We start from the raw sequence: 23,309 nt of genomic DNA, 5'->3' as shown, positions 1-23,309 counted from the left end.
TTATCATAAGAATGGGCTGTATCATCATCATGGTACAGCCCATTCTTTATTTAAAGAGATATTTATCTTTCTGCATTAGAATGTTTGGTGGCACATTGTGTCGTTCGAAATAAGCATAACCTGGTTGTAGATTTTTCCAGAAAGCTTTTTGTGCTGGAAACTGAACCAGGTATTTGTTGAGGTTTTGCTGGGTCATTTTAAAAGGGAAAACATGCACAGGGATTTGTAACTGTCCAGCATTTTTTGCTTCAACGGCCAATACATAAACTTCCTTTATTTTTTCATCAGTTAAAGGGATGCAACCAACGGTGACGCAATTCCCATGAATATAAATATCGCCACCAGGCTTTTCCTGCCCACTTCTTTGTGTGTCGATCTCATTTGGGTAATCTACGCCAAGAGATAAATGGAATTTGCTTTCGGGATTAAAGACATTGATGCTATAAAAACCTTCAGGTGTTTGAAGATCTCCTTCCTTTATTTTGGGGCCCAGCATACCAGAATGGGCGCAAAAATTATACGTTTTAAATAGTTTATATGTTTTTTCCTTTCCAGATTGTAACCATAACTCTAGTTTCCCTTCACTTTTGTAAGCGGCCAGGTAAAGTTTAAAAGCACCCTTGATTCCTGCCTGTGTCAATTCCTTTTGCAGATTGGTCCATTTCTCAGTGTAGGCAGTCTTTACCCTTTCAAATGATAATTGTTTAGTTTTAAATTCCGATTGAGCAAAGGCCGGTGAGGTGATGCTGAATAATAAAATGAGCTTTAAGTAGGTTTTCATATTTAACAAGCGTTTTGTAAAACAAACTTAGATAAAATGCTTAGCAGTTTATTTTAAAATTTAGCATCTTTATCCAAATACTTATGAGCGATTCTTTTAACCTATATACTTTTTTGTCTCTGTTTCTCTGCCTGCTTATAGGTGTGTTTTTTGCCTGGCTATTGTATGGCAAAACAAAAGATCTGGATAAAAGGTTGCGTTATGGTTTGGCTGCTGCTCGTGCCGTTGTTGTAACAGCAATTGGATTTTTGCTATGTTTTCCATTGATCAGGAGTGTTTCTTATAACCCCGAGAAACCTATCATTGTTATTGGGCAGGACAATTCCCTTTCTGTAGGGAATATTACGCCTGTGGGCTTTAATAAGCCGCTGTACGAACAGCAAATGCAGCGTCTTGCAAAAGAACTGTCTGAACAGTATGAGGTAAGGATTTATAACTTTAGCGATAGTGTTAAAACAGGCTTCGATTTTTCTAATACAGGCAAGTTAAGTAATGCTGCACAGTTGATCACGAAATTGAACGACGAATACCTGAACAGGAATGTTGGTGCAGTTATTTTAGCTTCGGATGGAATTTTTAATCGTGGTGGTAGCCCGCTTTATGAGCTGAATAAATTAAAAGCTCCGGTTTACACGATTGCGCTCGGAGACACAGTTCCCAAAAGGGATCTACTAATCGCCAATATCAATCATAATAGTCTGGTTTATCGGGATAATGATTTTACCATTGAGGTGCAAGCGCAAGCTTTTGAAGCGAAGGGGGCTGAAAGTCAGCTTTCGGTGAGCACTAATGGAAAAAAGGTTTACGAAGAGCGCTTGTCGGTTACCTCAGATGCCTTTGTCAAAAATATTCCTGTAAAACTTAAAGCAATAGGGTTAGGTTTGCAGAAATATACTGTGCAGCTGAGTCCTTTACAGCACGAGATTTCTGAAAAGAACAATATTCAGCATATTTTTATTGATGTTATCGATGCAAAACAAAAGGTGCTTATTGCCGCAGCTGGGCCACATCCTGACATTACAGCATTAAAACAGGCCATTTCACTTCAAAAGAATTTCGAGGTAAAGGTTGCCTTAGCAGAAGAGTTGAATGCTTTTCGGCCTGAGGATTATGGACTGGTTATCTTATATCAGTTACCTTCTATGGTTTACGATGCCTCCGCGTTTATCAATAAATTGGGCGCTGTAAATGTTGCTGTATGGCATATTTTAGGTGCTCAAAGTAATATTAATATATTTAATCAGCTGCAGAAACAAGTTCGGTTTAGCGGAAGTAACAATACTTTGCAGGAGACATTTAGTGATGTGAACGCTGGGTTTACTGCATTTGATCTGGATAAGGCAATGGCTAAACAGATTACAGGTTTTGATCCTTTGCAAGTTCCCTTTGGTAATGTTGTTGTAAATGGAAATAGTGCTGTTGTGCTAAACCAACGGATTGGAAAAATCCATACTGATTATCCGCAGCTGTTTTTTATGGTGGATAATGGCAAGAAAACTGGCTTTTTAATAGGAGAGGGATTGTGGAAATGGAAACTTTCTGAAGCGGGAGAAGCGCAACAAGAGCCAATGGTTTTTAACAGTTTGATTTCTAAAATCGTTCAGTATCTCTCTGTTAAAGATGATAAAAGGAAATTTAAAGTGTATGCTGCCAAAAATACTTTTGATGAGAATGAAAATGTATTGCTCAATGGAGTGTTGTATAATGACAGTTATGTCTCTGTAAACGCTCCTGATGTGAGCATCACCCTAAAAAATGATGCCGGTAAGGCTTTTAAATTTCTTTTCTCCAGGACTGATGCAGCTTATCAGCTTGATGCAGGAACTTTGCCTGCAGGAAATTATACTTATTCGGCAACGACAGTATTGGGAAATAAAAATTATGCTGCACAAGGTGTATTTTATGTGAATGCAATGGTTGCCGAATACCAGCAAACAGTAGCCAACCATCAGCTATTGAACACAATGTCGGCACAAACTGGGGGGAAGATGTATATGCCTCAGGATTTATTGAAGTTGGTTGATGTTATAAAGTCGAACGATCAGATCAAAACTTTAAGTTATGAAGATCGTAAGTACCAAGAATTAATTAACTTTAAGTGGCTGTTTTTGCTGATTATGGCATTGCTAACTATGGAATGGTTCTTCCGTAAAAGAAACGGCGAAATTTAACAAAGAAAGCTATGCAGATCAATACCATGGAAACAATTGAAACACTGGGTACTGTCGCATTTGCGATATCTGGAACCTTTGCTGCTATGCAAAGAAGATTGGACCCATTTGGCGTACTGATCATTGCTTTTGTAACTTCTATTGGTGGTGGTACCGTTAGGGATCTTTTGGTGGGGGATACGCCGGTTGCCTGGATGCGGGACGTGAATTATTGTCTGCTGATTTTATTAACCAGCCTTGCGGCCATCTTCTTTAAAACGCACATTAAAAAGTTTAAAGTAACGTTGTTCCTTTTCGACTCCTTAGGCTTGGGTTTGTTTACCATGTTGGGTATTCAAAAAGGAATTACATTTGGACTAAGTCCGGGTATTTGTGTGGCCCTCGGTACCATTACCGGATGTTTTGGCGGAGTGATCAGAGATACCTTATTAAATACTATTCCGGTTATTTTTCACAAAGAAATATATGCTACGGCCTGTATTTTAGGAGGTGTTCTGTTTTTTCTATTAAAGTATTTTAAGGTTACGGATGGTGCATCTACAATTATTGTAATTGCCTTTATATTTATATTAAGGGTAATTGTAGTTCGCTTTAAGCTTGCCCTGCCTAAGTTTGGATATTAATCCTTAGGTGCTTCTTTAATGATTACAAAGACATCTTCATTGTCTTTTTTCATAAAGTATTTCTCACGCGCAAATTTCTCAGCGGTGTTTAAATTGGTATTTAGTTCGTTTAGGTCTTTTTTTACTTGCGAAATCTCTTTAACATAGAAGTCCTTCTCTTCTTGAAGCTTGTTTACCTCAGATTTGAACTCATATTGAGAGATCATATCATTCCTGTCGAAAAACAACATCCATACTATAAACGCTGCTACAGACAGGAAGTATTTGTTGCGGACTAGTTCTAATATGCGATTCATGATATACAAATGTAAATAAAAATTACAATTCTGCATGAACTGTAATTTCGTTTTAAAGAAAGCTTGAAAATATTTTTTCTAAATCATTGGTAAAAAAGAAAACTATTTGGCACTTGTAGTTATAAACTCAACAAGATTGCTGAATATGGATTACTCATTATATAAAATTGAAGACTTTTTAACAGATGAAAGCTTTATCAAATACTGTTTGCGGGAAGATGCTGAGGTCGTATCGTACTGGGAAGAAGTCATCCATCAACATCCAGAATTGTCGGATACGATAAATAAAGCAGAATCTCTTTTCATGATTTTTGCCTTAAAAATTGATCCAGCGGAAAAGCAAAAAGAGCTGGAAAAACTAAAACTGGTTATTGAAAGTGATGAATACATCGATACTTCAGTGACAGAAATTCCTCAAAGGATTGTTCCTTTTAGAAAGTATGCGTGGCTTTCGGCTGCGGCAGCCATACTAATTTGTATAGGTACGTATTTCCTATTGAACAGAACGGATTACAGTACGCTTGTTCCTACCTATACTCAAACCAGTAAAAATGAAAGCGTAAAAACCAAATTTAATGAGCGTAGAACGATAAATCTACCTGATGGGAGTACTGTGCTCCTGAATGGACTCACTGAGTTGAAGATAGATCAGGATTATAACAAGAATAACCGTGTTTTATGGCTGTCAGGAGAGGCATATTTTACAGTAGCTAAAAATAAAGATAAGCCCTTTATTGTGATCTCTGGTAAAACGGCGACTACCGCTCTTGGCACCTCTTTTAAAATTAACAACTACAACAGAACTGCGGAAACTTCGGTGATGTTGACTACAGGTAAGGTTAACGTAGGAACTGTTAGTGGCGCGCGCGTGATCAATCATTTGCAACTGATACCGGGCGAACAGGTAAATATTGATAATGAAAAGCAGCAATTTAATAAGTCAAAATTTGCAATCAGCGAAGTTGAAGACTGGGCCAACCGAAAGATTGTATTCTCGATGGCCTCACTAAAAGAGATCAGGACAGTCCTGAAGAACATTTATGGAGTAGAGATCAGCACTACAAACCAACCTACGAAACCAATCGCATTTACCGGACAGTTTAGCAATGAAAGCCTTACCGAGATTTTAGATGCCATAGGATTCTCAAACCATTTTACATACAGCATAAAAGACGATATCGTGAAACTTGATTTCGAAAAATAAACTCAACTAAAATTAACCACTAACCAAACAAACTGATATGAAAAGAAGCTTACCAACTTACTATTTCTTTTACGGATTGCTATGCAAAGCATGCTTATGTTTTGGACTGATTATTTCCTTGTCCAGTTTTGCTCAGTCTAAAGAAAAGTTGTATTCTTTTAAATGGAAGAATGCGACCATCTTAAATGCATTTAAGCAAATTGAAAATGAAGCAAAGGTTCATTTTTCATATAATCCGTTAGACTTAAATCTAAATAAGCGGATCGACCTTAATGTTGAAAAGGCGAAAATAGATGAAGTGTTAAATGCCATCTCCAAGCAAGTTAGCATCAGGTACCAGATCAATGGTAATACCATTATGATCCAGTCGTTTACCCCGCCAATTGTTGTGGTTGAATTTACGCTAACAGGTAAAGTTACAGATGAAAAGAAGGCGGGGATTCCAGGAGTAACTGTAATTAATGTCACTAAAAATAAGACAGTCGCCACAAATGCACAGGGCAATTTCTCGATACCAGCAGATAAAGGGGATGTGATCAGGTTTAGAATGATGGGATTTCAGCAAGCAGGTATCGTGGTGAGTGATCAGCAAAAAAATGTAACCATAGTTTTGAAAGAAGAGTCGCTTGATCTTGAGGGAACTGTAGTTACCGCATTGGGTATTAAAAGGGAGCAAAGATCTTTAGGTTATTCTGTATCTGAAGTAGATGGAGAGGGACTAAAAAAAGCAAGAGAAACAAATGTCATAAACTCTTTGGCAGGTAAGGTAGCGGGGCTTATTATCAATAGTACCGCAGGTGGACCGGCGGGTTCTTCAAGAGTAATCATTAGGGGAAATACCACTGTAACAGGAAATAATCAACCTTTATATGTGGTGGATGGTGTTCCGATAGATAACTCTAATTATGGTGGCACTGGGTCTGAAATGTATGCGCAAGGGTATGATTTTGGAGATGCAATTTCTGCCATAAACCCGGATGACATAGATAAGATCAGTGTATTGAAAGGCCCGTCAGCATCAGCTTTGTATGGGGCAAGAGCCGCTAACGGAGTTATACTCATCACTACTAAAAGAGGTAAAGCCAATTCAGATCTGGGAATAGAAGTAAATAGCACTGCATCTTTTGAGAATCAGTTAACCTCTTTTGATGGGTATCAGTATTTATATGGTCAGGGACGTAAGCAGACCATTAATGCTACAGCAGCAGAGGCGAGAACATCAATGTTTAATAACTTTGGTGCCAGGTTAGATCCTGATTTAATGGTGATATCTTATGATGATGTTTATCGACCGTATCAAAAGATTGCGGATAACATTGGTGGTTTTTTTAGAACAGGAACAACATTTACAAATAATGTTTCTTTTAGCAATGCAAATGAAAAATCCTCTATTCGGTTTTCTGCAACGGATCTAAGAAACAATGACATCATTCCTGAAAGTGGCATAAGAAGAAATAGTTTTACTTTTAATGGCACTTCAAAATTTGGGTCTAAGGTAACACTTGAAGCGAGAGCCTTTTATATGGATGAACATGTAGATAATCGCCCGGCACTTGCGGATGATCCTGGAAATATTGGAAATGCATTTATAGGATTAGCAAATAATGTAGATCAGGCATGGTTCGCCAATAAATATAAAAATACTGATGGCTCATATATAGATTGGGGAGGCGGCCAATACCGTTTAAATCCTTATTGGGTTATCAATGAGATGAAGAATACAACGGGTAAAAATCGTTTTTTGGGCGCTGTGCAACTCAATTATAACATTACAAACTGGTTAAGTCTACAGGGTAGAGGATCAACGGATCTTACCTATATAAATTTTGAGAAATTTACGCCTAGAACAACCCCAGGCTTTGTAACTGGAGCATTAGATCAGATCAACAGAAAACACGTTACAACAGAAGCGGATGTGTTGCTTACCGCACAAAAGCAAGTTACCCCTTCGCTCTATCTCGCCGCTCGTATAGGAGGAAGTATGTCTAGAGTACATAACAAGGCAGATTTTATGCTGTTCACTAACCTTAACGTTCCTGATGCAATCACTCCGACAAGCTTTAGCGATAAAAGCATTACTCCTGTACCTTATTCAAAAGAATTAAATTCTGTTTATGGATTGCTTAGCGTAGGCTATAAAGGCTACTTATATTTAGATGCAACAGTTAGAAATGATGCTTACTCAACATTAAACAAAGATTATGTTTATCCATCCTTATCTTCAAGCTTTGTCTTTTCTGATGCCTTTAAATTGAGTAATAAGGTATTAACCATGGGTAAAATAAGGGCTGCGATATCAGAAGTAGCGAGCGATACAGATCCCTATTTACTAGATCTGTACTATTCTGTAAATCCGTTGTCTTTTAATGGATTATCATATGGGGGGTTAAACACATCAAGAATGCCAAATGCAGACCTACTGCCTACACGTACCCGTTCATGGGAGGTCGGTACAGAGCTGAAATTTTTTAAGAATAGAATAGGCCTGGATGTTACTTATTACAACCAAAAGTCAAGAGATCAGATCAATAATGTTCCAAGTCCTTTATCATCGGGTTTCCCTACCCGGATGATCAATGCTGGAGTAGTTTTAAATAGGGGAGTGGAGGTTTTACTTACCGCAAGTCCTGTTGCGAAAAAGGATTTTAGATGGGATGTGAGTTTCAATTTTGCAAGGAATGTAAATAAAGTTGAGTCTCTGGCAGAAGGAGTGCCATTTTTAACTTTATCTGAAGCAAGATGGATGGGCGTTGCTGTAATCGCAAAACCCGGACAAAACTATGGGTCGATCTTGTCATTTGATTACCAAAAGGACCCTGCTGGTAATGTAATACTAGATCCCGTAACCCTTTTGCCATTGCAGAGCGATGAAAGACAGGTGGTTGGTAAAGGGATATACGATTGGACAGGGGGTTTTAGTAATGCTATCTATTTCAAGAACTTTAGTTTTAGTGCACTTATTGATGTGAAGTATGGATCTGATCTGTTTTCAATGACTAATCTTTCTGCCGCCAGTCGTGGTAGTTTAAATACCACGCTAGCTGGTCGTGCAGAGTGGATCGCATCTGAAGAAGACAGACAGGCGCAGGGGTATACTGCTGATCAGTGGAAGGATATGGGGAAAGTTAGGGGCTTGGTTCCTGAGGGTGTTGTGAAAGACGGAGCGGGTAATTTTGTTAAAAACACAAAAGCCGTTGATCCATCTGTTTACTGGCCTCAGATTGTGGCAAGCGGAGGAGTAGCAAGACCATATATTTACGATGGTACTTATGTAAAACTGCGTGAAATCACAATTGGATACACCATTCCTGAGAAAATCTCAGCAAAGTGGGGTGTTAGAAATATACAAATCGCATTGGTGAGTCGTAATCCATTTATTCTTTATAGTGATGTTCCAAATGTGGATCCGGATTCCAATTATAACAATGGAAACGGACAGGGTCTGGAATATGGTTCCTTGCCAACAAGACGCAGCTGGGGCTTTAATTTAAACTTTAAGTTTTAAGAGATTCATTAAGAGAGAAACATGAAAACGAATTTAAAAAAATATGCATTCTTACTTGGTATACTGGTACTAATGCTCAATTCTTGTAAGAAATTTGGGGATGTAAATATTGACCCCACAAGATCAAGTAATCTTGATCCTTCCTTGCAGTTGACAAACGTTCAATTGCGCTTTTCTGGAGATTTGGAGGTAAATGAAAAATTTGGGCTTGTATTTACGATGCCCCTGGTGCAACAAATTGGAGGAATCTGGTTGAATAGAAATGGACAGTTTTATATCTACGATAGAAACTATCTTTCTTCCCTATGGAATAATACTTACGATGATGATATTGTAAATATTGTTGACGCGGTTACCAGAACGAATAATGATCCATTAAAAACGAATTTGAATGCCGTTTGTCGCATCATGAAGGTATATGAATTTGCGAGAATGACGGATGTGTATGGAGATATTCCATATTTTGAAGCGGGAAAAGCATTTACAAACGGGATTATACAACCAAAATTTGATAGGCAGGAAGATATTTACAACGACTTTTTCAAGGAGCTTACAGCAGCTTCGAATCAACTTGATGCGGCTAAAGATGCTGTAAAAGGAGATTTGTTTTATAATGGTGGGATTGTTGCCTGGAAAAAATTTGCGAACTCTTTGCGGTTAAGGTATGCCATGCGCCTGGTAAAGATTAACCCTGTAAAAGCAAAAGCAGAAGCGCTGGCAGCGTATACAGCTGGTGTGTTTACAAGTAATGCGGACATGTGTAAAATCGTTCATCAGGATGTACAAAATGGGTATAACGATATCAGGGGAAATGGGGTGTCGGCTGCCTTTTGCCAGGCCGAAGTGATACCTAGGTTGCAGGATCCTTTTATTAATCAATTGAATGGCACCAACGACCCTCGTCTTAAACATATTGCGAGATACTACATTGACATTATGAACAGGCCTTTTGACCGGATAGACATCACCGACCCCGTAAAGGCGGTGAATGGATATAAAGGAGTTGCTGCAAACGAATATGTCTGGGATGGCTGGATAGATCCAATTACCATAAATATACCAGGAGTAGGGCCAAAAGAGGTTGTTAACAACGATCAAAAAGCACAACTTGCTAATTTTCTTATTCGTAATAATGCCCCTTTTCTACACCAGACTTATGCAGAGGTAGAATTTCTTCTTGCCGAAGCTACGGTGAGATGGGGCGTGCTTTTTGGAGGGGCTGCTGCTGAACATTATGCAAAAGGGATTGAGGGCGCAATGGTTCAATTGAGTCTTTTTCCGGGCGGACCGACTATCAGTTCAACAGAAATCAATGCTTTTATAACCAGTAATAGTCTACTTCCGGGACGGGAAATTGAGCTGATCAATACACAGCTTTGGATAGCATTACTTTTAAACGGCCCAGAAGCTTATGCAAACTGGAGAAGGACAGGTTTCCCCGTTTTAGCTTCATCACTCAATGGTGAGTCATCAGTTTTGATTACGCCAAGAAGGTTTGAATATCCAATTTTTGAATTGGAACAAAATGCAGTAAATGCTGCTGCTGCGATCGCAGCTATTGGTCCCGGTGGTAATACCTGGGCCAATAGAGTTTGGTGGGATAAACCATAATTTTTAAACTAATGAAAAATTCAAAGATATTTATACAGGTCATCTGTTTGGTTATCGCACTTACTTCTTGTGCTAAATCAAAGGCATTAGCGCCAGATATTCCCGACAAAAAGGAGGGTAAGGCTTTTTTTGTTGTTGGTTACCTATTTGGGCATGGTAATCTGGATACAGAATCGGCAAAGCTTGATTTTACTAAGATTACACATCTAAATATTGCGTTCCTAAATCCGGATGCTCAGGGGGTAATTGCCCCCTCAACCGGGCTGGCCGCGGCTATAACCAGGGCTCATGAAAATAAAGTAAAGGTGTTGTTTTCTTTTGGTGGAGGAAATGCTCCGGTACATTTAAAAGAACTGATAAAGCCTGGTAAACGGACAGAGCTGATTAAGGAATTGGTTAAATTGACAAATACCTACAATTTTGATGGGGTAGATGTTGATCTGGAAGGGGATTTTATCGACCTAAATTATGAAGGCTTAATTGTTGAGCTTTCCAATGCCTTGAAGCCACATAAAAAATTGTTAACAGCAGCTGTTGCAACCTGGAACGGGAGTGCGATATCAGATAAAGCATTGGCTTTGTTTGATCTGGTCAACATTATGTCCTATGATCAAACGGGACCATGGGGTAAAGACCGACCAGGGCCACATTCAACTTATGAAGCTGCTGAAACTGATTTTTCATATTGGAATAAATCAAGAGCAGTACCCGCAAATAAACTTATACTGGGGCTTCCTTTTTATGGCTATGGCTTTGGTCCTGCTATTCAGGAAAGTTATACTTACGGTGATATTGTAAAAGGTTTCCCTGGTGCCGAGTTGGTTGATTTTGTTGTGGTGCCAAATCAGGGAACAATCTATTATAATGGATTGCCTACCATAAAGAAAAAGGTCGACTTTGCTTTAAAGAAACAGGCGGGAGGAGTAATGATCTGGCAATTGCTGGGCGATGCAACGGGTGATAAATCACTTTTGACTGCTATAAATACCTCAATCCGTTAAGCATAATTAAGAGAAAACTTAAAGATATTCAAATGAAAAAAATAATATACCTTATATTCCCCTTGCTGGTATTTATGCTTGGGTGTAAAAAAGATAAAGTTGAATCTGCAGGAGATTTTCATCCCCGGATTTTTGACGGAGGGCTTGTGTTTCAATCACCTTCAAGAATTATAAAGGAAGGTGAGTCTGCAGTCTATAACAGATTGCAGTATTCGCCAGCACCGGGAGCTAAAATGAAAGTAAGCTGGAAAGTAGATGGAAAAGAGGTGTCTACAGATACTGCTTTCACCTTTACGCCAACTGCAGGTGGAGAGTATGTAATTAAACTGGAAGCCACATTTAATGGACAAACTGCAACGCGCTTATCTAAAGTTTTGGTGTCTCCCACAACGTATACGCCAAAACCTAGTCCTTTTGTGAATATGTCTTACCTCTCAGACGGCGGGGTTGCAGCAAATGTGAATTGGGTAAATGTTACTCATGTAGCTTTTAATGGTGCAAGAGTACTCCCAGAAGGGGGTGTTGATTTCTCCAAAGGGAATCAAAATCAGAATTTGGATGAAATTGTAGCTAGAGGGCACATTGCTGGTGTACCTGTTTTATTGGGCGTTTCGGGAAGATTATCCGGCGTAGATGGATGGTCATTATATGCGAGCTCCGATTTTGGCTCGGTGATTACTGATGTTGCCAAAAGAGCTCAGTTGGTTCAAACATTGGTAACGTATGTTGCAGATAGAAGATTAGATGGTATAGATGTCATGATGACAGATTTAGGTGGTGGGGATGTCTCTGCAAGTCTTGCAGCAGTTGGTCCATTTGTTTCTGAATTAAAAGCTGCATTGCCAGCGGGCAAGCTTGTTACTGCTACTGTAACGGTGAATTACTTACATTGGGACTATACCGATCTTTCGAAAGTGGACTGGGTCAATGTCCATGCTTTTGAAGATGGTAATCACGTGGGCCCAGGTGCTACCCTAGGGCAGCAATCTTCTCTTAATTGGATGATTTCTGGAGCAGGGATATGGCGTAATAAAGGTTTTGCGGCAAACAAAATTGTTCTAGGTATGCCGGCCTTTGGTTTAAGGTATCTTGAATTGGATGGAAATGGTAATAATCTTAGTTGGGGATCTTATAACTACTTGCCATTTAAGGATATCTTAAAGGCTGATCCTACTGCTGTCCAAAAGGAATTTACGGGAGCAATAGCAAAGGGGGTGTATTTTAATGGGATTCCGTTGGTTACACAAAAGGCCAATTACATCAAACAAAATGGCTTTAAAGGAGCATACCTTTGGGCAGGTGATTATGATGGAGAGGGTGACAATTCATTAATGAAAGCCATAAGCCAGATTCTTAAATGACAGTGGCCGCAGTTATTACATTGCCTAGGTTAGTCTCCATAGATGCGTTTAGGGCGGTGATTATGATCTTAATGATCTTTGTGAATGACCTTTGGACATTGATTGATATTCCAAAATGGCTGGACCATGTTTCCGCAGATGCGGATGGTATGGGACTGGCGGATATCGTATTTCCGGCATTTTTGTTTATCGTAGGCCTTTCAGTGCCCTATGCCATTCAAAATCGAAGAAAAAAAGGTGATACAACGTCAAAAATCTTTTTTCATATCTTATCAAGGTCCGTAGCATTATTGGTTATGGGGCTGTTTTTGGTCAATGCTGAGAATTATGCTGAAAGTGCCATCTTGCCCAAAGGGATCTGGACAATACTATTAATTGGTGCTTTCTTTCTGATATGGATGGCCTATAAAAATCCAGAATCACAAATGGTAAAACTATTAAAGATAATAGGGATCTTACTGCTGGTTATATTGGCGATGCTCTATAAAACAAATAGGGGCAGTGGGTTGGCCGCGATGGGTATCCACTGGTGGGGTATTCTTGGCTTGATTGGTTGGGCCTATTTGATAGCTTCCTGTGTTTATCTTTTCTCGGGAGGAAAACCGATAATTCAGGTTGCAGCATTCCTATTCTTTATGCTTTTTAGCTGTGGCTACTTTTTAGGATGGCTTGCTCCGATTGAGAAGATAAAGGATTATGTATGGATTGTTGGCGATGGGGCTATGCCCGCATTGAGTATGGCTGGCATCATAGCTTCAATTACTTACAAAAAACTTACTTCGGCAAATAAAAAGTTCTGGTTGATCATGGTCTTGTTTGCTGTTGGCCTTATGGTATTTGGTCTGGTTACCCGTCCCATTTGGGGGATTTCTAAAATTAAGGCAACTCCATCGTGGACAGCAATTTGTTCCGGTATAAGTGTCATTGGATTTTTAATGTTTGTATACATTACTGATTTAAAGAAGATGGTAACCTGGTATAAGTATATTAAACCTGCTGGAACAAGTACATTAACCTGTTATTTGTTGCCATATATTCATTATGCATTGATTGGTTTATTGGGCCTTGCACAGTTGCCTGAAATCATGAGAACTGGTGTGCCCGGTCTATTCAAATCACTTATTTATGCATTGATTATTGTCAGTATTACAGGACTACTGGAGAAAAGAAATATTCGATTGAAAATTTAGTCCAAATTGATCATTATCCAAATAAAAAGAAGTGTTTCGCGCAAAACGTTAACTGCATTATGAAGGGTGTTATAAACCGTTCTTTCTGTTAATGATGTTTTGTGCGAAATCTCTTTAAAAGACAGACACTCAAAGTATCGCATTTGAATGATTTCCTTCTGCCGGGGACTTAGGCTGGCCATTGCAAATTGAAGCCGTTTTTTTAAATGTTGATCTTCCTGACTCGCAATAAGTATGGCTTCATAAGAGTGAACAGAAATATGTTCCTCATTGATCTCCTCCAAAGGCACTTGATTACTGTTGTCTTTACCAGTTTCTTTTTGATGAGTTTTATAAATAATCCGTTTATAAATGGTAAAAACATATTGCTGGATGTTTTCTACCTCGGCAAGTTTGTCTCTGATTTTCCATAACTCAATAAAAAGGTTTTGGATACTTTCTTTAATCAGTTCATGATTTCTGTATAAAGACATTCCAAACCTATACAAATCGTCGTAGAAGAGAGAAAAACAAGCATATAGGCCTTGTTTTTCGCCTTCTATCAGGAGTTTCCAATTTTTTATGATACCCTGATGGTTATAGTTCATATGCCATGACTTGAGAGAGAGTACATTGAACTAAAGTAGGAAAAAATATTAAATAAATACTGGACATAAAAAAAGTGCCTGATCATAATTTATGATGCAGGCACTTTTTTGAAATATTTGTCTTTAAACTACTTTATTGCGTATTTAAAGTCTTTGCCAATAAATCTGGCAGCAGAACCCAATTCTTCTTCAATACGTAACAACTGATTGTATTTTGCAATCCTGTCAGAACGTGAAGCTGAACCTGTTTTAATTTGACCACAGTTTAATGCTACGGCTAAATCAGCGATGGTAACATCTTCAGTTTCACCCGAACGGTGAGACATTACAGAAGTATAACCATTGGTTTGTGCTAAAGAAACTGCATTGATTGTCTCTGTTAAAGAACCGATTTGGTTTACTTTTACAAGGATAGAGTTTGCAGTGTCGGTATCGATACCAGTTTGTAATCTTTTAACATTCGTTACAAATAAATCATCACCTACTAACTGAACGCGGTCACCGATTTTCTCAGTTAACAATTTCCAGCCAGCCCAGTCATCTTCGCCCATTCCATCCTCAATAGAGATGATAGGATATTTTTCAGTTAAAGATGCAAGGTATTCAGCTTGTTCAGCACTTGTGCGAATCGCTCCTTTATCGCCTTCAAATTTAGTGTAATCGTATTTTCCGTCTTTGTAAAATTCAGAAGCAGCACAGTCAAATGCTAAGGCAATTTGTTTACCTGGCGTATAACCTGCTTTTTCAATCGCTTGCATAATGGTTTCTACAGCATCTTCAGTACCTTCAAAAGTTGGCGCAAAACCACCTTCATCACCTACCGCAGTAGAAAGACCTCTACTGTGTAAAATTGCTTTTAAGTTATGGAATACTTCAGTTCCCCATCTCAGTGCTTCAGAGAAAGAAGAAGCACCAACAGGCATGATCATGAATTCCTGGAAAGCAATAGGAGCATCAGAGTGAGAACCACCGTTTACGATGTTCATCATTGGAATAGGTAAGGTGTTTGCATTAACACCACCAATGTAACGGTATAAAGGCTGACGGCTTTCTTGTGCAGCTGCTTTAGCCACAGCTAAAGAAACACCCAGAATAGCATTTGCACCTAATTTACCTTTGTTTTCAGTTCCGTCTAATTTGATCAGTAAGTTATCGATTGCAACTTGCTCAAATACATCCACACCCCTTAATTCAGCAGCAATCGTGTCATTTACATTGGCTACAGCTTTTAATACGCCTTTACCCATATATACAGCCTTGTCATTGTCGCGAAGCTCAACAGCTTCGTGAATGCCTGTTGAGGCTCCTGATGGTACTGCCGCACGACCAAGAACACCATTTTCTGTCATTACGTCTACTTCAATTGTAGGATTGCCACGGGAGTCAAGTATTTGCCGTGCATGAACATCGATTATTAAACTCATTTTTTTGGTTTTTTATTAGTAAATCTGCCTTAGTGTAAAAAGTACAATTACTAAGACAATATCCAAAGTTATAATAATTTTTAAATTATAGGGATTGTGATCACTTTTTTTTAACGATGACGAATTCACATGAATACAAAAGAGGCGTGTTACGTAAAATGTAGCAGGCCTCTTAATACTGTTTTAATGTTTTTATGAAGTTTTATCTGCCTTCTGGCGGAGAAGCAAAGCAGGTTTTATAAACGATACCAGCTAGAATTGCACCTGCAATTGGGGCAAGCCAGAATAACCAAAGCTGTCCTAAGGCGTCGCTACCAGCAAATAATGCTTGACTGGTACTTCTGGCAGGATTTACTGAAGTATTGGTTACTGGGATACTAATCAAGTGGATTAAGGTTAAGCATAAGCCTATTGCTAATCCTGCAAAGCCGTTTGGTGCTTTGCTATCGGTAGCGCCAAGTATAACCAGTAAAAAGATAAAGGTCATTACGATTTCGCAAACCATGGCTGCCCCCAGACTGTATTTGCCTGGCGAAAGATCACCATAACCATTGCTGGCAAAGCTGCCAATTGAGCTTCCATTGCCGGTCGCAATGAGGTACAGAACACCTGCGGCGGCTATACCCCCAAAAACCTGTGCTACGATATAGCTAACAAGGTCTTTGCCATCTAAACGGCCGGCAACCCAACAACCAACAGACACGGCGGGGTTTAAATGTGCACCAGAAATGTGTCCTATCGCATAAGCCATAGTGACTACAGTTAGTCCAAATGCAAGAGCAACGCCTAAAAAGCCGATGCCGGCACCTGGATAATTACAGGCTAAAACGGCGCTTCCGCAACCGCCTAATACCAACCAAAATGTTCCAATAAATTCTGCAGCAAATTTTTTCATATGTAGGTTGTTTTCAAGGTGTTTGTTTACAATGAAATTAACTACAAATATTTAATATTCCAATAGGGAAATTATAGGCTCAGGCAGGGTTTACTCCCACTTAAACGTTTTGACCGCAACGGCATATATGCCAATTCCCCAAATCACCATGATCAAAATTTGCTGTTTTACATCCCATAATCCAGCACCTTCAAATGCCACCTTTCTCATGGCGTCATTTAGATAGGTTAGGGGTAAAGCACGACTGATTGGTTGAAGCCAGGTAGGGAATACATCAATAGAAAAAAAGGTTCCCGATAATAAGAATTGAGGGAGCGTAATGATGTTTGAAATTGGGGGGATGGTGCTTTCACTTTTAGCGATGCCTGATACGACAAAGCCGAAACCCATAAAGACAATGAGCCCTATGATAGAAAGCAAAAGCATATTTAAGACTGTAATTGCACCATGTATCAAGGTAAAATGAAAAAAGAAATGGCCGATTACAATGATGAAAATTGCCCCCAATAAGGCAAAGCCTATTCTGGCCAAACACTCTCCAAAAACAATGCTTGATCTTTTAACAGGCGTGGCGAAAAAGCGTTTGATCACCAGGTTTTGACGTAAGCTGAAAAACACGAATGCAGTACCAAATACACCAGTACTGAGTAGCGAAAAGCCCAATTGTCCCGGTAAGATAAAATCTATTCTGCGATAAACCCTGCCTTGTACTGTACTTTCGTAAAGTTCGGCAACAGTAGGTTTTACATCTTTAGCATTAAGCGTACTTAGCAAATTGTTTAGGACAGATTTAAGTATGCTGCCTTTATCCATAGATGCTGATGTATATTGAACGTTTGCGAGATAAGCAGGTGTGCCTGCTTCATTCTTTTTAACATTAATGAGGGCATCAATATTCCCCTTTTCCAGCCCGTTTCTGATGTCAGCAGTATCTGTATCTTTAACCAGGCTAACCATTGAATGGTGTTCCAATGCCTGGATCACTGGATTTTGCAGATCAGAACCCGGAGCCACAGCTAGTTTTACTTTGATCTCACTACTTCCTATAAAGCCAAAAACAAGGATAAATATTAAAGGAAAGGCAAGTGTAAAAACAACTGCAGAAGGACTGCGCATGATGGAACGGAAACTTGCTTTGGCAAGTGCGAGGGTAGCTTTGGTATTATTGTAGGGTTTGCCCATGTTTATTTTAATTGTCCTCCCGCCATTCCTTACCGGTCAGGTTAATGAAGACGTCTTCGAGGTTGGCCTTTTTAACTTCTTTTTTTCTTTCGAATCCACTGTTCACCAGGTTATCTATTAGATTATCTGGGGTATCAAGTGCAATGATTTCTCCTCGTTCTACAAAAGCAACGCGGTCGCACAATTGCTCCGCTTCGTCCATATAATGGGTAGTGATCACTACAGTTGTTCCATTATTTCTAATGCTGATGATCAAGTCCCATAAATTGCGACGAGCCTGTGGGTCTAAGCCCGTAGTTGGTTCATCAAGGAAGATTATTTTTGGCGCATTGATTAAGGTCGTTGCAATAGAAAAGCGTTGCTTCTGTCCACCAGAAAGCGCTTTGTATTTTGCTTTGGCCTTATCCTGAAGGTTTACTTTTTCAAGCATCTCCATTGGCTTAATGTCTACTCCATATAAACCTGAGAAAAGCTCCATCAGCTCAACCAAGTTCAAGTTTGGATAATAGCCGGCAGCTTGTAATTGAACGCCAATAATTCTTTTGATCTTATTGGCGTCTTTTTCTACCGAATAGCCATCTACCAGGATTTCTCCTGAAGTTTTCTCACGAAGTGTTTCAATGATCTCTAAGGTGGTGGTTTTTCCAGCACCATTAGGTCCTAAAAGTCCGAAGATTTCGTTTTCATACACTTCAAAGCTAATGCCTTGAACGGCTGTGAGATCATCATATTTTTTTACCAGGTTTTTTACACTGATAATGGCATTTTTAGTTGACATTACCAGGCCAGTTCACCTTTAATCATTTCGATGAAATCATCGAATAAGTAACGTGAATCATGAGGGCCTGGAGAAGATTCTGGGTGATATTGTACCGAGAATGCTTTCTTTCCTTTTACGCGGATCCCTTCAATAGACTGGTCGTTTAAGTTGAGATGCGTGATTTCAACCTTATCAGAGCTTTTTACTTCTTCAGGAATCACACCAAAACCGTGATTCTGAGAAGTTACTTCACAGTGGTTTTTAATGATATTTTTAACCGGGTGATTTAATCCCCTGTGTCCGTTAAACATTTTCATGGTACCGATACCATTGGCTTCTGCCAGTAGCTGATGACCAAGGCAAATACCAAACATAGGTTTGTCTGCTGCTAAAACTTTTTTGACGGTTTCAATAGCATAAGGCATGGCCGAAGGATCGCCGGGACCGTTAGAGATGAAATAACCATCAGCACCCCATTTATCCATTTCTTCGAAAGTGGTTTTTGCAGGGAATACTTGTACATAAGCATCTCTGTGTTCAAAATTGCGAAGGATGTTCTTTTTAATTCCAAGATCTAAAGCGGCTATTTTATAAGTAGCATCCGGAGAACCGTAGAAATATGGTGTTTTAGTCGAAACTTGAGAAGAAAGCTCAAGGCCATCCATAGAAGGTACTTCAGCTAATTTCTTTTTCAATTCTTCTAAATCCGTAATCTCAGAAGAAATAATAGCATTCATGGCACCTTTGTTTCTGATGTGACGTACAAGTGCACGAGTATCAATATCTGAAATACCTACAATGTTCTCATTCTGGAAATAATCCTGAATAGATTCCGAAGCTTCTTTACGACTAAAGCCGATGTTGTAGTTTTTACAAACCAGTCCAGCAATTTTAATGCTTTCAGATTCGATCTCTTCTTTATGAATTCCGTAATTTCCAATGTGCGCATTGGTGGTTACCATGATCTGACCGAAATAAGAAGGATCTGTAAAAATCTCTTGGTATCCTGTCATTCCGGTGTTAAAACAAATCTCGCCAGTGGTAGTGCCTATTTTTCCGGCAGCTTTGCCATAGTATACGGTTCCATCAGCCAATAACAAGATAGCAGGTAACTTGGTGTAGTTAGTCATGGTAATTATAATGAGAAATTATGGGTGTAAAAAAAAGGAAAAATGAGGTCTTCGCTTCGGTTTTTACACCGATTATGTCTTTAACAAATGTGCTGTTAATTAAGCCCTGCATTTCGGGGTACAAAGATAGGGTTTTGCAGGTTTTATTCAAGATTTTTTTTAACATTTCCTAAATCTATCTGTATACTGGCCGGGAATAGCCTTTCGGGATATATTTTTTTCTCGCATTCGTCAAATCTTTTTTTGTTTTCGACCTGAAGAGTGGGGGGATGGGTTTGAGTTTTCATTAATTTAATTCAGTTTTTTGCTACCAAATTAAAGGCAGAATGTCAGAAAAACAATAAATTCCCTTTATTACGAATGTAAAACCTAATTTTGCGCTAACAAAACTATAAAGCATGTCGGTAAATAAAGAAGTAAAAAGAATAACTACTCATATATTACAGGAAATGAAACAACGTGGTGAGAAGATCTCCATGTTAACTGCTTACGATTATTCAATGGCAACCATCCTCGATGATGCGGGGCTAGACGTATTGTTAGTCGGCGATTCGGCTTCCAATGTTATGGCTGGTCACGAAACCACACTTCCTATTACATTAGATCAAATGATCTATCATGCACAATCAGTCGTTAGAGGTGCTGCCCGTGCTTTTGTAGTGGTCGATTTGCCTTTTGGTTCTTACCAAGGTAATTCAAAAGAAGCCTTAAACTCTGCTATCCGCATCATGAAAGAATCAGGCGCACATGGCGTGAAGCTTGAGGGTGGAACTGAAGTTGTAGACTCTATACAGCGTATCATTACAGCCGGTATTCCTGTAATGGGCCATTTGGGACTTACTCCTCAATCTATATATAAATTCGGTACTTACACGGTAAGAGCAAAAGATGAGGCAGAGGCTGAGAAATTAAGAATTGATTCCCTGGCTTTGCAGGAAGCTGGATGTTTTGCTATAGTATTAGAGAAAATTCCAGCCAAATTAGGTAAGGAAGTTTCACAGAACTTACATATACCAACTATTGGTATTGGTGCTGGTGGTGACTGTGACGGACAGGTTTTGGTAGTGAATGACATGATCGGTTTGACGAAAGGTTTCAAACCACGCTTCCTACGTCAATACCTGGATTTATATGAAGGCATTAAAGAAGCTGCTCAATCCTATATCAGAGATGTTAAAGGGAACGATTTTCCAAACGAAAAGGAACAATATTAATGCCTGTAACTGATAAAGACATACTTTACGAAGACAATCACCTTATTGCCGTAATGAAACGTGCAGGGGATATTGTACAAGTTGATGATACCGGCGATGAGCCATTAGACGAACAGGTTAAAAAATACCTGGCAGCAAAGTATAATAAGCCCAATAGTGCATTTTTAGGTGTAGTACACCGTTTGGATAGACCCGTAAGTGGCGTAATCCTTTTTGCTAAAACAAGCAAGGCGTTGGAACGGATCAATGCAATGTTTAAAAACCGGGAGGTTAAAAAGACTTACTGGGCTGTTGTGCGCAATAAACCTGCAAAGCCATCTGGTACGCTGGTTCATTGGCTGATTAAGAATCCACAAAAAAACGTAGTTACCCCTTATAATACGGAAGTGCCGGGTAGCCAACGTTCTGAATTAAGCTATAAGCTTATTGGAGAACTAAATGGTTATTATTTAATTGAAGTAGATCCATTAACGGGGCGTTCGCACCAAATCAGGGTACAGCTGTCTACATTAGGCTGTCCGATTGTGGGCGACAATAAATATGGCTACCCACGTGGTAGTCGCAAAGGCAGTATCTGTCTACATGCGCGCAGACTCCAATTTATTCATCCGGTTAAAAAGGAACCGGTCAATATTTTTGCAAAACTGCCTGTAGATGGCTTCTGGGAAAAATTTGAGGGATTCTAAAGAATCCCTTTTTTTATGCGGTTCGTCATGACGATCGTACTAATCAATGTCAAGATGATTGACAATTAAGCGTATAAAGTACAATTATTTCCTTAGGCGATTACCTAATTTTAGTTTCATTAACACAAGTGTAAATGAAACTAACTTCTGCCAAACAAATGTTATCAGTAGCAGTACTTTTTATGAGCTGCTATTGTCCTTCCGTAATTGCTCAGGAAGTAAGTCCTACCGTTACTTTAACACCTAAGGCTAAGCCAGAACCTCGAATAAATGGACCTAAAGTATTTGGCGTCCGTCCGGGGCATCCTATTTTATTTACCATCCCAGCTTCGGGCAACAGACCAATGATTTTTTCTGCCAGTCAATTACCTAAAGGAGTTAAAGTTGATCCTAAGACAGGGCGGATTTCCGGATCAATAGCTAAAGCTGGTAAATATGTCATCAAGGTTGAGGCTTCCAACGCTCTAGGCAAATCTAATAAGGATTTTAAAATAATCGTTGGAGAAGAAATCGCATTGACTCCACCAATGGGATGGAATCATTATAATATCTATGGTACCCGAATTACACAGGCGCAAGTGTTAACACAAGCGAAAGCGATGGCAGAGACTGGTTTAATTAACTATGGCTGGTCTTATATGAATATTGATGATGGCTGGCAGGGAAAAAGGGGAGGAAAGCACTTTGCTATTCTTCCGGATAGCAGTCGTTTTCCTGATATCCAGAAATTGGTCGATCAGGTACACGGGCTCGGACTTAAAATAGGTACTTACTCAACACCATGGATCGAGTCGTATGGACATCGTATTGGTGGCTCTGCTTTGAATCCTGAAGGAACATTTGAGCGTACAAAGGAAAATGTAGCGCGTAATAAAAAATTATTGCCTTATGCCATAGGAACACACCATTTTTGGGATAATGATGCTAAGCAATTTGCCGATTGGGGCTTTGATTATTTAAAGTACGATTGGAATCCGATAGAACTAACCGAGACAAAGGCGATGTATGACGCCCTCAGAAACAGCGGGCGTGATGTTGTATATAGTTTATCCAACAGCACCCCGTTTGCAACCATTGCCGACTTGTCTAAAGTTTCCAATGCATGGCGCACCGGTGGCGATATTAAGGACAATTGGAAGAGTTTAAAGAGCAGAATCTTTACCCAGGATAAATGGGCGAAATACGCGCGTCCTGGTCATTGGAATGATCCTGATATGATGATTGTGGGGGTTGTAGGTTGGAATGCGCCGGAAAAATGGCCTTCAAAATTAACTCCTGACGAGCAATACACACACATGACCGCCTGGTGTTTAATGTCTGTGCCGCTATTGTTGGGCAATGATATATCGAAATTGGATGATTTTACACTGGGCCTACTCACCAATGATGAAGTAAATGCTGTAAATCAGGACCCGTTGGGTAAACAAGCAACTGTAATTATAAACGAAGGAGATATTGGTGTAATGGCAAAGGATATGGAAGATGGTAGTAAAGCTGCAGGCTTGTTTAATCTTGCAGACAATGGTGTGCAAAAGATGGTGTTAAAGTGGTCAGATCTGGGCATTAAAGGGAAGTATGTGGTGCGCGACTTATGGCGCCAGAAGGATCTTGGGACTTTTGATCAGGAATTTTCTACTGATGTCGCTCAACATGGTGTGGTGATGGTTCAATTATTCCCAGCTAAATAA

General features: G+C 39.4%; 19 protein-coding genes. 11 read left to right on the top strand and 8 right to left on the bottom strand.

The window, feature by feature from the left end; all coding sequences use genetic code 11:
• Positions 1 to 46: 46 nt before the first annotated feature.
• Positions 47 to 781 carry a L,D-transpeptidase family protein gene (locus EZ444_RS23085; RefSeq protein ID WP_131611803.1) on the bottom strand — a complete coding sequence of 245 codons (735 nt, stop codon included), beginning with the start codon at positions 779 to 781 and terminating at the stop codon, positions 47 to 49.
• Positions 782 to 864: 83 nt separating this feature from the next.
• Here EZ444_RS23085 and EZ444_RS23080 point away from each other — a divergent pair, with 83 nt between their 5' ends.
• Together EZ444_RS23080 and EZ444_RS23075 are read left to right on the top strand one after the other, a co-directional pair.
• The gene (locus EZ444_RS23080) at positions 865 to 2,952 is read left to right on the top strand and encodes a vWA domain-containing protein (RefSeq protein ID WP_131611801.1); all 2,088 of its coding nucleotides are present in this window, start codon (positions 865 to 867) and stop codon (positions 2,950 to 2,952) included.
• Between the two features lie 11 nt (positions 2,953 to 2,963).
• Positions 2,964 to 3,575, top strand: a complete 612-nt coding sequence (locus tag EZ444_RS23075) for a trimeric intracellular cation channel family protein (RefSeq protein WP_131611799.1) — start codon at positions 2,964 to 2,966, stop codon at positions 3,573 to 3,575.
• On the opposite strand, the gene EZ444_RS23070 is transcribed toward EZ444_RS23075, so the two are convergent.
• Positions 3,572 to 3,871, bottom strand: a complete 300-nt coding sequence (locus tag EZ444_RS23070; RefSeq protein WP_090784879.1) for an FtsB family cell division protein — start codon at positions 3,869 to 3,871, stop codon at positions 3,572 to 3,574. The two genes, EZ444_RS23075 and EZ444_RS23070, sit on opposite strands and share 4 nt — an antisense overlap.
• A 145-nt stretch (positions 3,872 to 4,016) precedes the next feature.
• Here EZ444_RS23070 and EZ444_RS23065 point away from each other — a divergent pair, with 145 nt between their 5' ends.
• From EZ444_RS23065 to EZ444_RS23040, 6 genes are read left to right on the top strand one after another with little or no spacing between them, the layout of a single operon-like run.
• The gene (locus EZ444_RS23065; protein WP_131611797.1) at positions 4,017 to 5,075 is read left to right on the top strand and encodes a FecR family protein; all 1,059 of its coding nucleotides are present in this window, start codon (positions 4,017 to 4,019) and stop codon (positions 5,073 to 5,075) included.
• A 37-nt stretch (positions 5,076 to 5,112) separates the two neighbouring features.
• Positions 5,113 to 8,580 (top strand): SusC/RagA family TonB-linked outer membrane protein, encoded by a 3,468-nt coding sequence (locus EZ444_RS23060; RefSeq protein ID WP_131611795.1) that lies wholly within the window; start codon positions 5,113 to 5,115, stop codon positions 8,578 to 8,580.
• Between the two features lie 21 nt (positions 8,581 to 8,601).
• A complete protein-coding gene (locus EZ444_RS23055) occupies positions 8,602 to 10,191 on the top strand; it encodes a SusD/RagB family nutrient-binding outer membrane lipoprotein (protein ID WP_131611793.1) in 1,590 nt (529 codons plus the stop codon).
• An 11-nt stretch (positions 10,192 to 10,202) separates the two neighbouring features.
• Entirely contained in the window at positions 10,203 to 11,192 is a 990-nt protein-coding gene (locus EZ444_RS23050; protein WP_131611791.1) for a glycosyl hydrolase family 18 protein, read from the top strand.
• A 32-nt stretch (positions 11,193 to 11,224) separates the two neighbouring features.
• Positions 11,225 to 12,553: a glycosyl hydrolase family 18 protein gene (locus EZ444_RS23045; protein WP_131611789.1), complete on the top strand. Its 1,329-nt coding sequence runs from the start codon at positions 11,225 to 11,227 to the stop codon at positions 12,551 to 12,553.
• Positions 12,550 to 13,743 (top strand): DUF5009 domain-containing protein, encoded by a 1,194-nt coding sequence (locus EZ444_RS23040; RefSeq protein ID WP_131611787.1) that lies wholly within the window; start codon positions 12,550 to 12,552, stop codon positions 13,741 to 13,743. The genes EZ444_RS23045 and EZ444_RS23040 overlap by 4 nt, the downstream gene beginning before the upstream one ends.
• On the opposite strand, the gene EZ444_RS23035 is transcribed toward EZ444_RS23040, so the two are convergent.
• The 6 genes from EZ444_RS23035 to carA all read right to left on the bottom strand — a co-directional run bounded on the left by EZ444_RS23035 (position 13,740) and on the right by carA (position 19,721).
• Complete coding sequence (locus EZ444_RS23035; protein ID WP_131611785.1) at positions 13,740 to 14,330, bottom strand: RNA polymerase sigma factor; 591 nt, start codon at positions 14,328 to 14,330, stop codon at positions 13,740 to 13,742. The two genes, EZ444_RS23040 and EZ444_RS23035, sit on opposite strands and share 4 nt — an antisense overlap.
• Before the next feature lie 128 nt (positions 14,331 to 14,458).
• Positions 14,459 to 15,754 (bottom strand): phosphopyruvate hydratase, encoded by a 1,296-nt coding sequence (gene eno, locus EZ444_RS23030; protein ID WP_131611783.1) that lies wholly within the window; start codon positions 15,752 to 15,754, stop codon positions 14,459 to 14,461.
• Between the two features lie 202 nt (positions 15,755 to 15,956).
• Positions 15,957 to 16,649, bottom strand: a complete 693-nt coding sequence (gene aqpZ, locus EZ444_RS23025; RefSeq protein ID WP_131611781.1) for an aquaporin Z — start codon at positions 16,647 to 16,649, stop codon at positions 15,957 to 15,959.
• Positions 16,650 to 16,739: 90 nt separating this feature from the next.
• The gene (locus EZ444_RS23020; protein WP_131611779.1) at positions 16,740 to 17,831 is read right to left on the bottom strand and encodes an ABC transporter permease; all 1,092 of its coding nucleotides are present in this window, start codon (positions 17,829 to 17,831) and stop codon (positions 16,740 to 16,742) included.
• Positions 17,832 to 17,838: 7 nt separating this feature from the next.
• Positions 17,839 to 18,609, bottom strand: coding sequence for an ABC transporter ATP-binding protein (locus EZ444_RS23015; RefSeq protein WP_131611777.1), 771 nt, complete (start codon positions 18,607 to 18,609; stop codon positions 17,839 to 17,841).
• On the bottom strand, positions 18,609 to 19,721 hold the full coding sequence (gene carA / locus EZ444_RS23010; RefSeq protein WP_131611774.1) for a glutamine-hydrolyzing carbamoyl-phosphate synthase small subunit: 1,113 nt from the start codon (positions 19,719 to 19,721) through the stop codon (positions 18,609 to 18,611). The genes EZ444_RS23015 and carA overlap by 1 nt, the downstream gene beginning before the upstream one ends.
• A 398-nt stretch (positions 19,722 to 20,119) precedes the next feature.
• Between carA and panB the strand changes: the two genes are divergently transcribed.
• The 3 genes from panB to EZ444_RS22995 all read left to right on the top strand — a co-directional run bounded on the left by panB (position 20,120) and on the right by EZ444_RS22995 (position 23,309).
• Positions 20,120 to 20,935: a 3-methyl-2-oxobutanoate hydroxymethyltransferase gene (gene panB / locus EZ444_RS23005; RefSeq protein WP_131611772.1), complete on the top strand. Its 816-nt coding sequence runs from the start codon at positions 20,120 to 20,122 to the stop codon at positions 20,933 to 20,935.
• Positions 20,935 to 21,621: an RluA family pseudouridine synthase gene (locus EZ444_RS23000; RefSeq protein WP_131611770.1), complete on the top strand. Its 687-nt coding sequence runs from the start codon at positions 20,935 to 20,937 to the stop codon at positions 21,619 to 21,621. The genes panB and EZ444_RS23000 overlap by 1 nt, the downstream gene beginning before the upstream one ends.
• A 134-nt stretch (positions 21,622 to 21,755) precedes the next feature.
• The gene (locus EZ444_RS22995; RefSeq protein WP_131611768.1) at positions 21,756 to 23,309 is read left to right on the top strand and encodes a putative Ig domain-containing protein; all 1,554 of its coding nucleotides are present in this window, start codon (positions 21,756 to 21,758) and stop codon (positions 23,307 to 23,309) included.

It is taken from the genome of Pedobacter hiemivivus (genome assembly GCF_004331685.1).
In the GTDB taxonomy this organism is placed as follows: Bacteria; Bacteroidota; Bacteroidia; order Sphingobacteriales; family Sphingobacteriaceae; genus Pedobacter; species Pedobacter hiemivivus.
This window is presented reverse-complemented; position numbering and strand designations above follow the sequence as displayed.

What these genes read in the sequence shown, in the direction of transcription:
- EZ444_RS23050 (WP_131611791.1), top strand. Translation starts at nt 10,203, where the DNA reads ATGAAAAATTCAAAGATATTTATACAGGTCATCTGTTTGGTTATCGCA.
- EZ444_RS23015 (WP_131611777.1), bottom strand. Translation starts at nt 18,609, where the DNA reads ATGTCAACTAAAAATGCCATTATCAGTGTAAAAAACCTGGTAAAAAAA.
- EZ444_RS22995 (WP_131611768.1), top strand. Translation starts at nt 21,756, where the DNA reads ATGAAACTAACTTCTGCCAAACAAATGTTATCAGTAGCAGTACTTTTT.
- EZ444_RS23035 (WP_131611785.1), bottom strand. Translation starts at nt 14,330, where the DNA reads ATGAACTATAACCATCAGGGTATCATAAAAAATTGGAAACTCCTGATA.
- EZ444_RS23060 (WP_131611795.1), top strand. Translation starts at nt 5,113, where the DNA reads ATGAAAAGAAGCTTACCAACTTACTATTTCTTTTACGGATTGCTATGC.
- EZ444_RS23020 (WP_131611779.1), bottom strand. Translation starts at nt 17,831, where the DNA reads ATGGGCAAACCCTACAATAATACCAAAGCTACCCTCGCACTTGCCAAA.
- panB (WP_131611772.1), top strand. Translation starts at nt 20,120, where the DNA reads ATGTCGGTAAATAAAGAAGTAAAAAGAATAACTACTCATATATTACAG.
- EZ444_RS23040 (WP_131611787.1), top strand. Translation starts at nt 12,550, where the DNA reads ATGACAGTGGCCGCAGTTATTACATTGCCTAGGTTAGTCTCCATAGAT.
- EZ444_RS23065 (WP_131611797.1), top strand. Translation starts at nt 4,017, where the DNA reads ATGGATTACTCATTATATAAAATTGAAGACTTTTTAACAGATGAAAGC.
- EZ444_RS23055 (WP_131611793.1), top strand. Translation starts at nt 8,602, where the DNA reads ATGAAAACGAATTTAAAAAAATATGCATTCTTACTTGGTATACTGGTA.
- EZ444_RS23075 (WP_131611799.1), top strand. Translation starts at nt 2,964, where the DNA reads ATGCAGATCAATACCATGGAAACAATTGAAACACTGGGTACTGTCGCA.
- EZ444_RS23000 (WP_131611770.1), top strand. Translation starts at nt 20,935, where the DNA reads ATGCCTGTAACTGATAAAGACATACTTTACGAAGACAATCACCTTATT.
- EZ444_RS23085 (WP_131611803.1), bottom strand. Translation starts at nt 781, where the DNA reads ATGAAAACCTACTTAAAGCTCATTTTATTATTCAGCATCACCTCACCG.
- EZ444_RS23045 (WP_131611789.1), top strand. Translation starts at nt 11,225, where the DNA reads ATGAAAAAAATAATATACCTTATATTCCCCTTGCTGGTATTTATGCTT.
- EZ444_RS23080 (WP_131611801.1), top strand. Translation starts at nt 865, where the DNA reads ATGAGCGATTCTTTTAACCTATATACTTTTTTGTCTCTGTTTCTCTGC.
- EZ444_RS23070 (WP_090784879.1), bottom strand. Translation starts at nt 3,871, where the DNA reads ATGAATCGCATATTAGAACTAGTCCGCAACAAATACTTCCTGTCTGTA.
- aqpZ (WP_131611781.1), bottom strand. Translation starts at nt 16,649, where the DNA reads ATGAAAAAATTTGCTGCAGAATTTATTGGAACATTTTGGTTGGTATTA.
- carA (WP_131611774.1), bottom strand. Translation starts at nt 19,721, where the DNA reads ATGACTAACTACACCAAGTTACCTGCTATCTTGTTATTGGCTGATGGA.
- eno (WP_131611783.1), bottom strand. Translation starts at nt 15,754, where the DNA reads ATGAGTTTAATAATCGATGTTCATGCACGGCAAATACTTGACTCCCGT.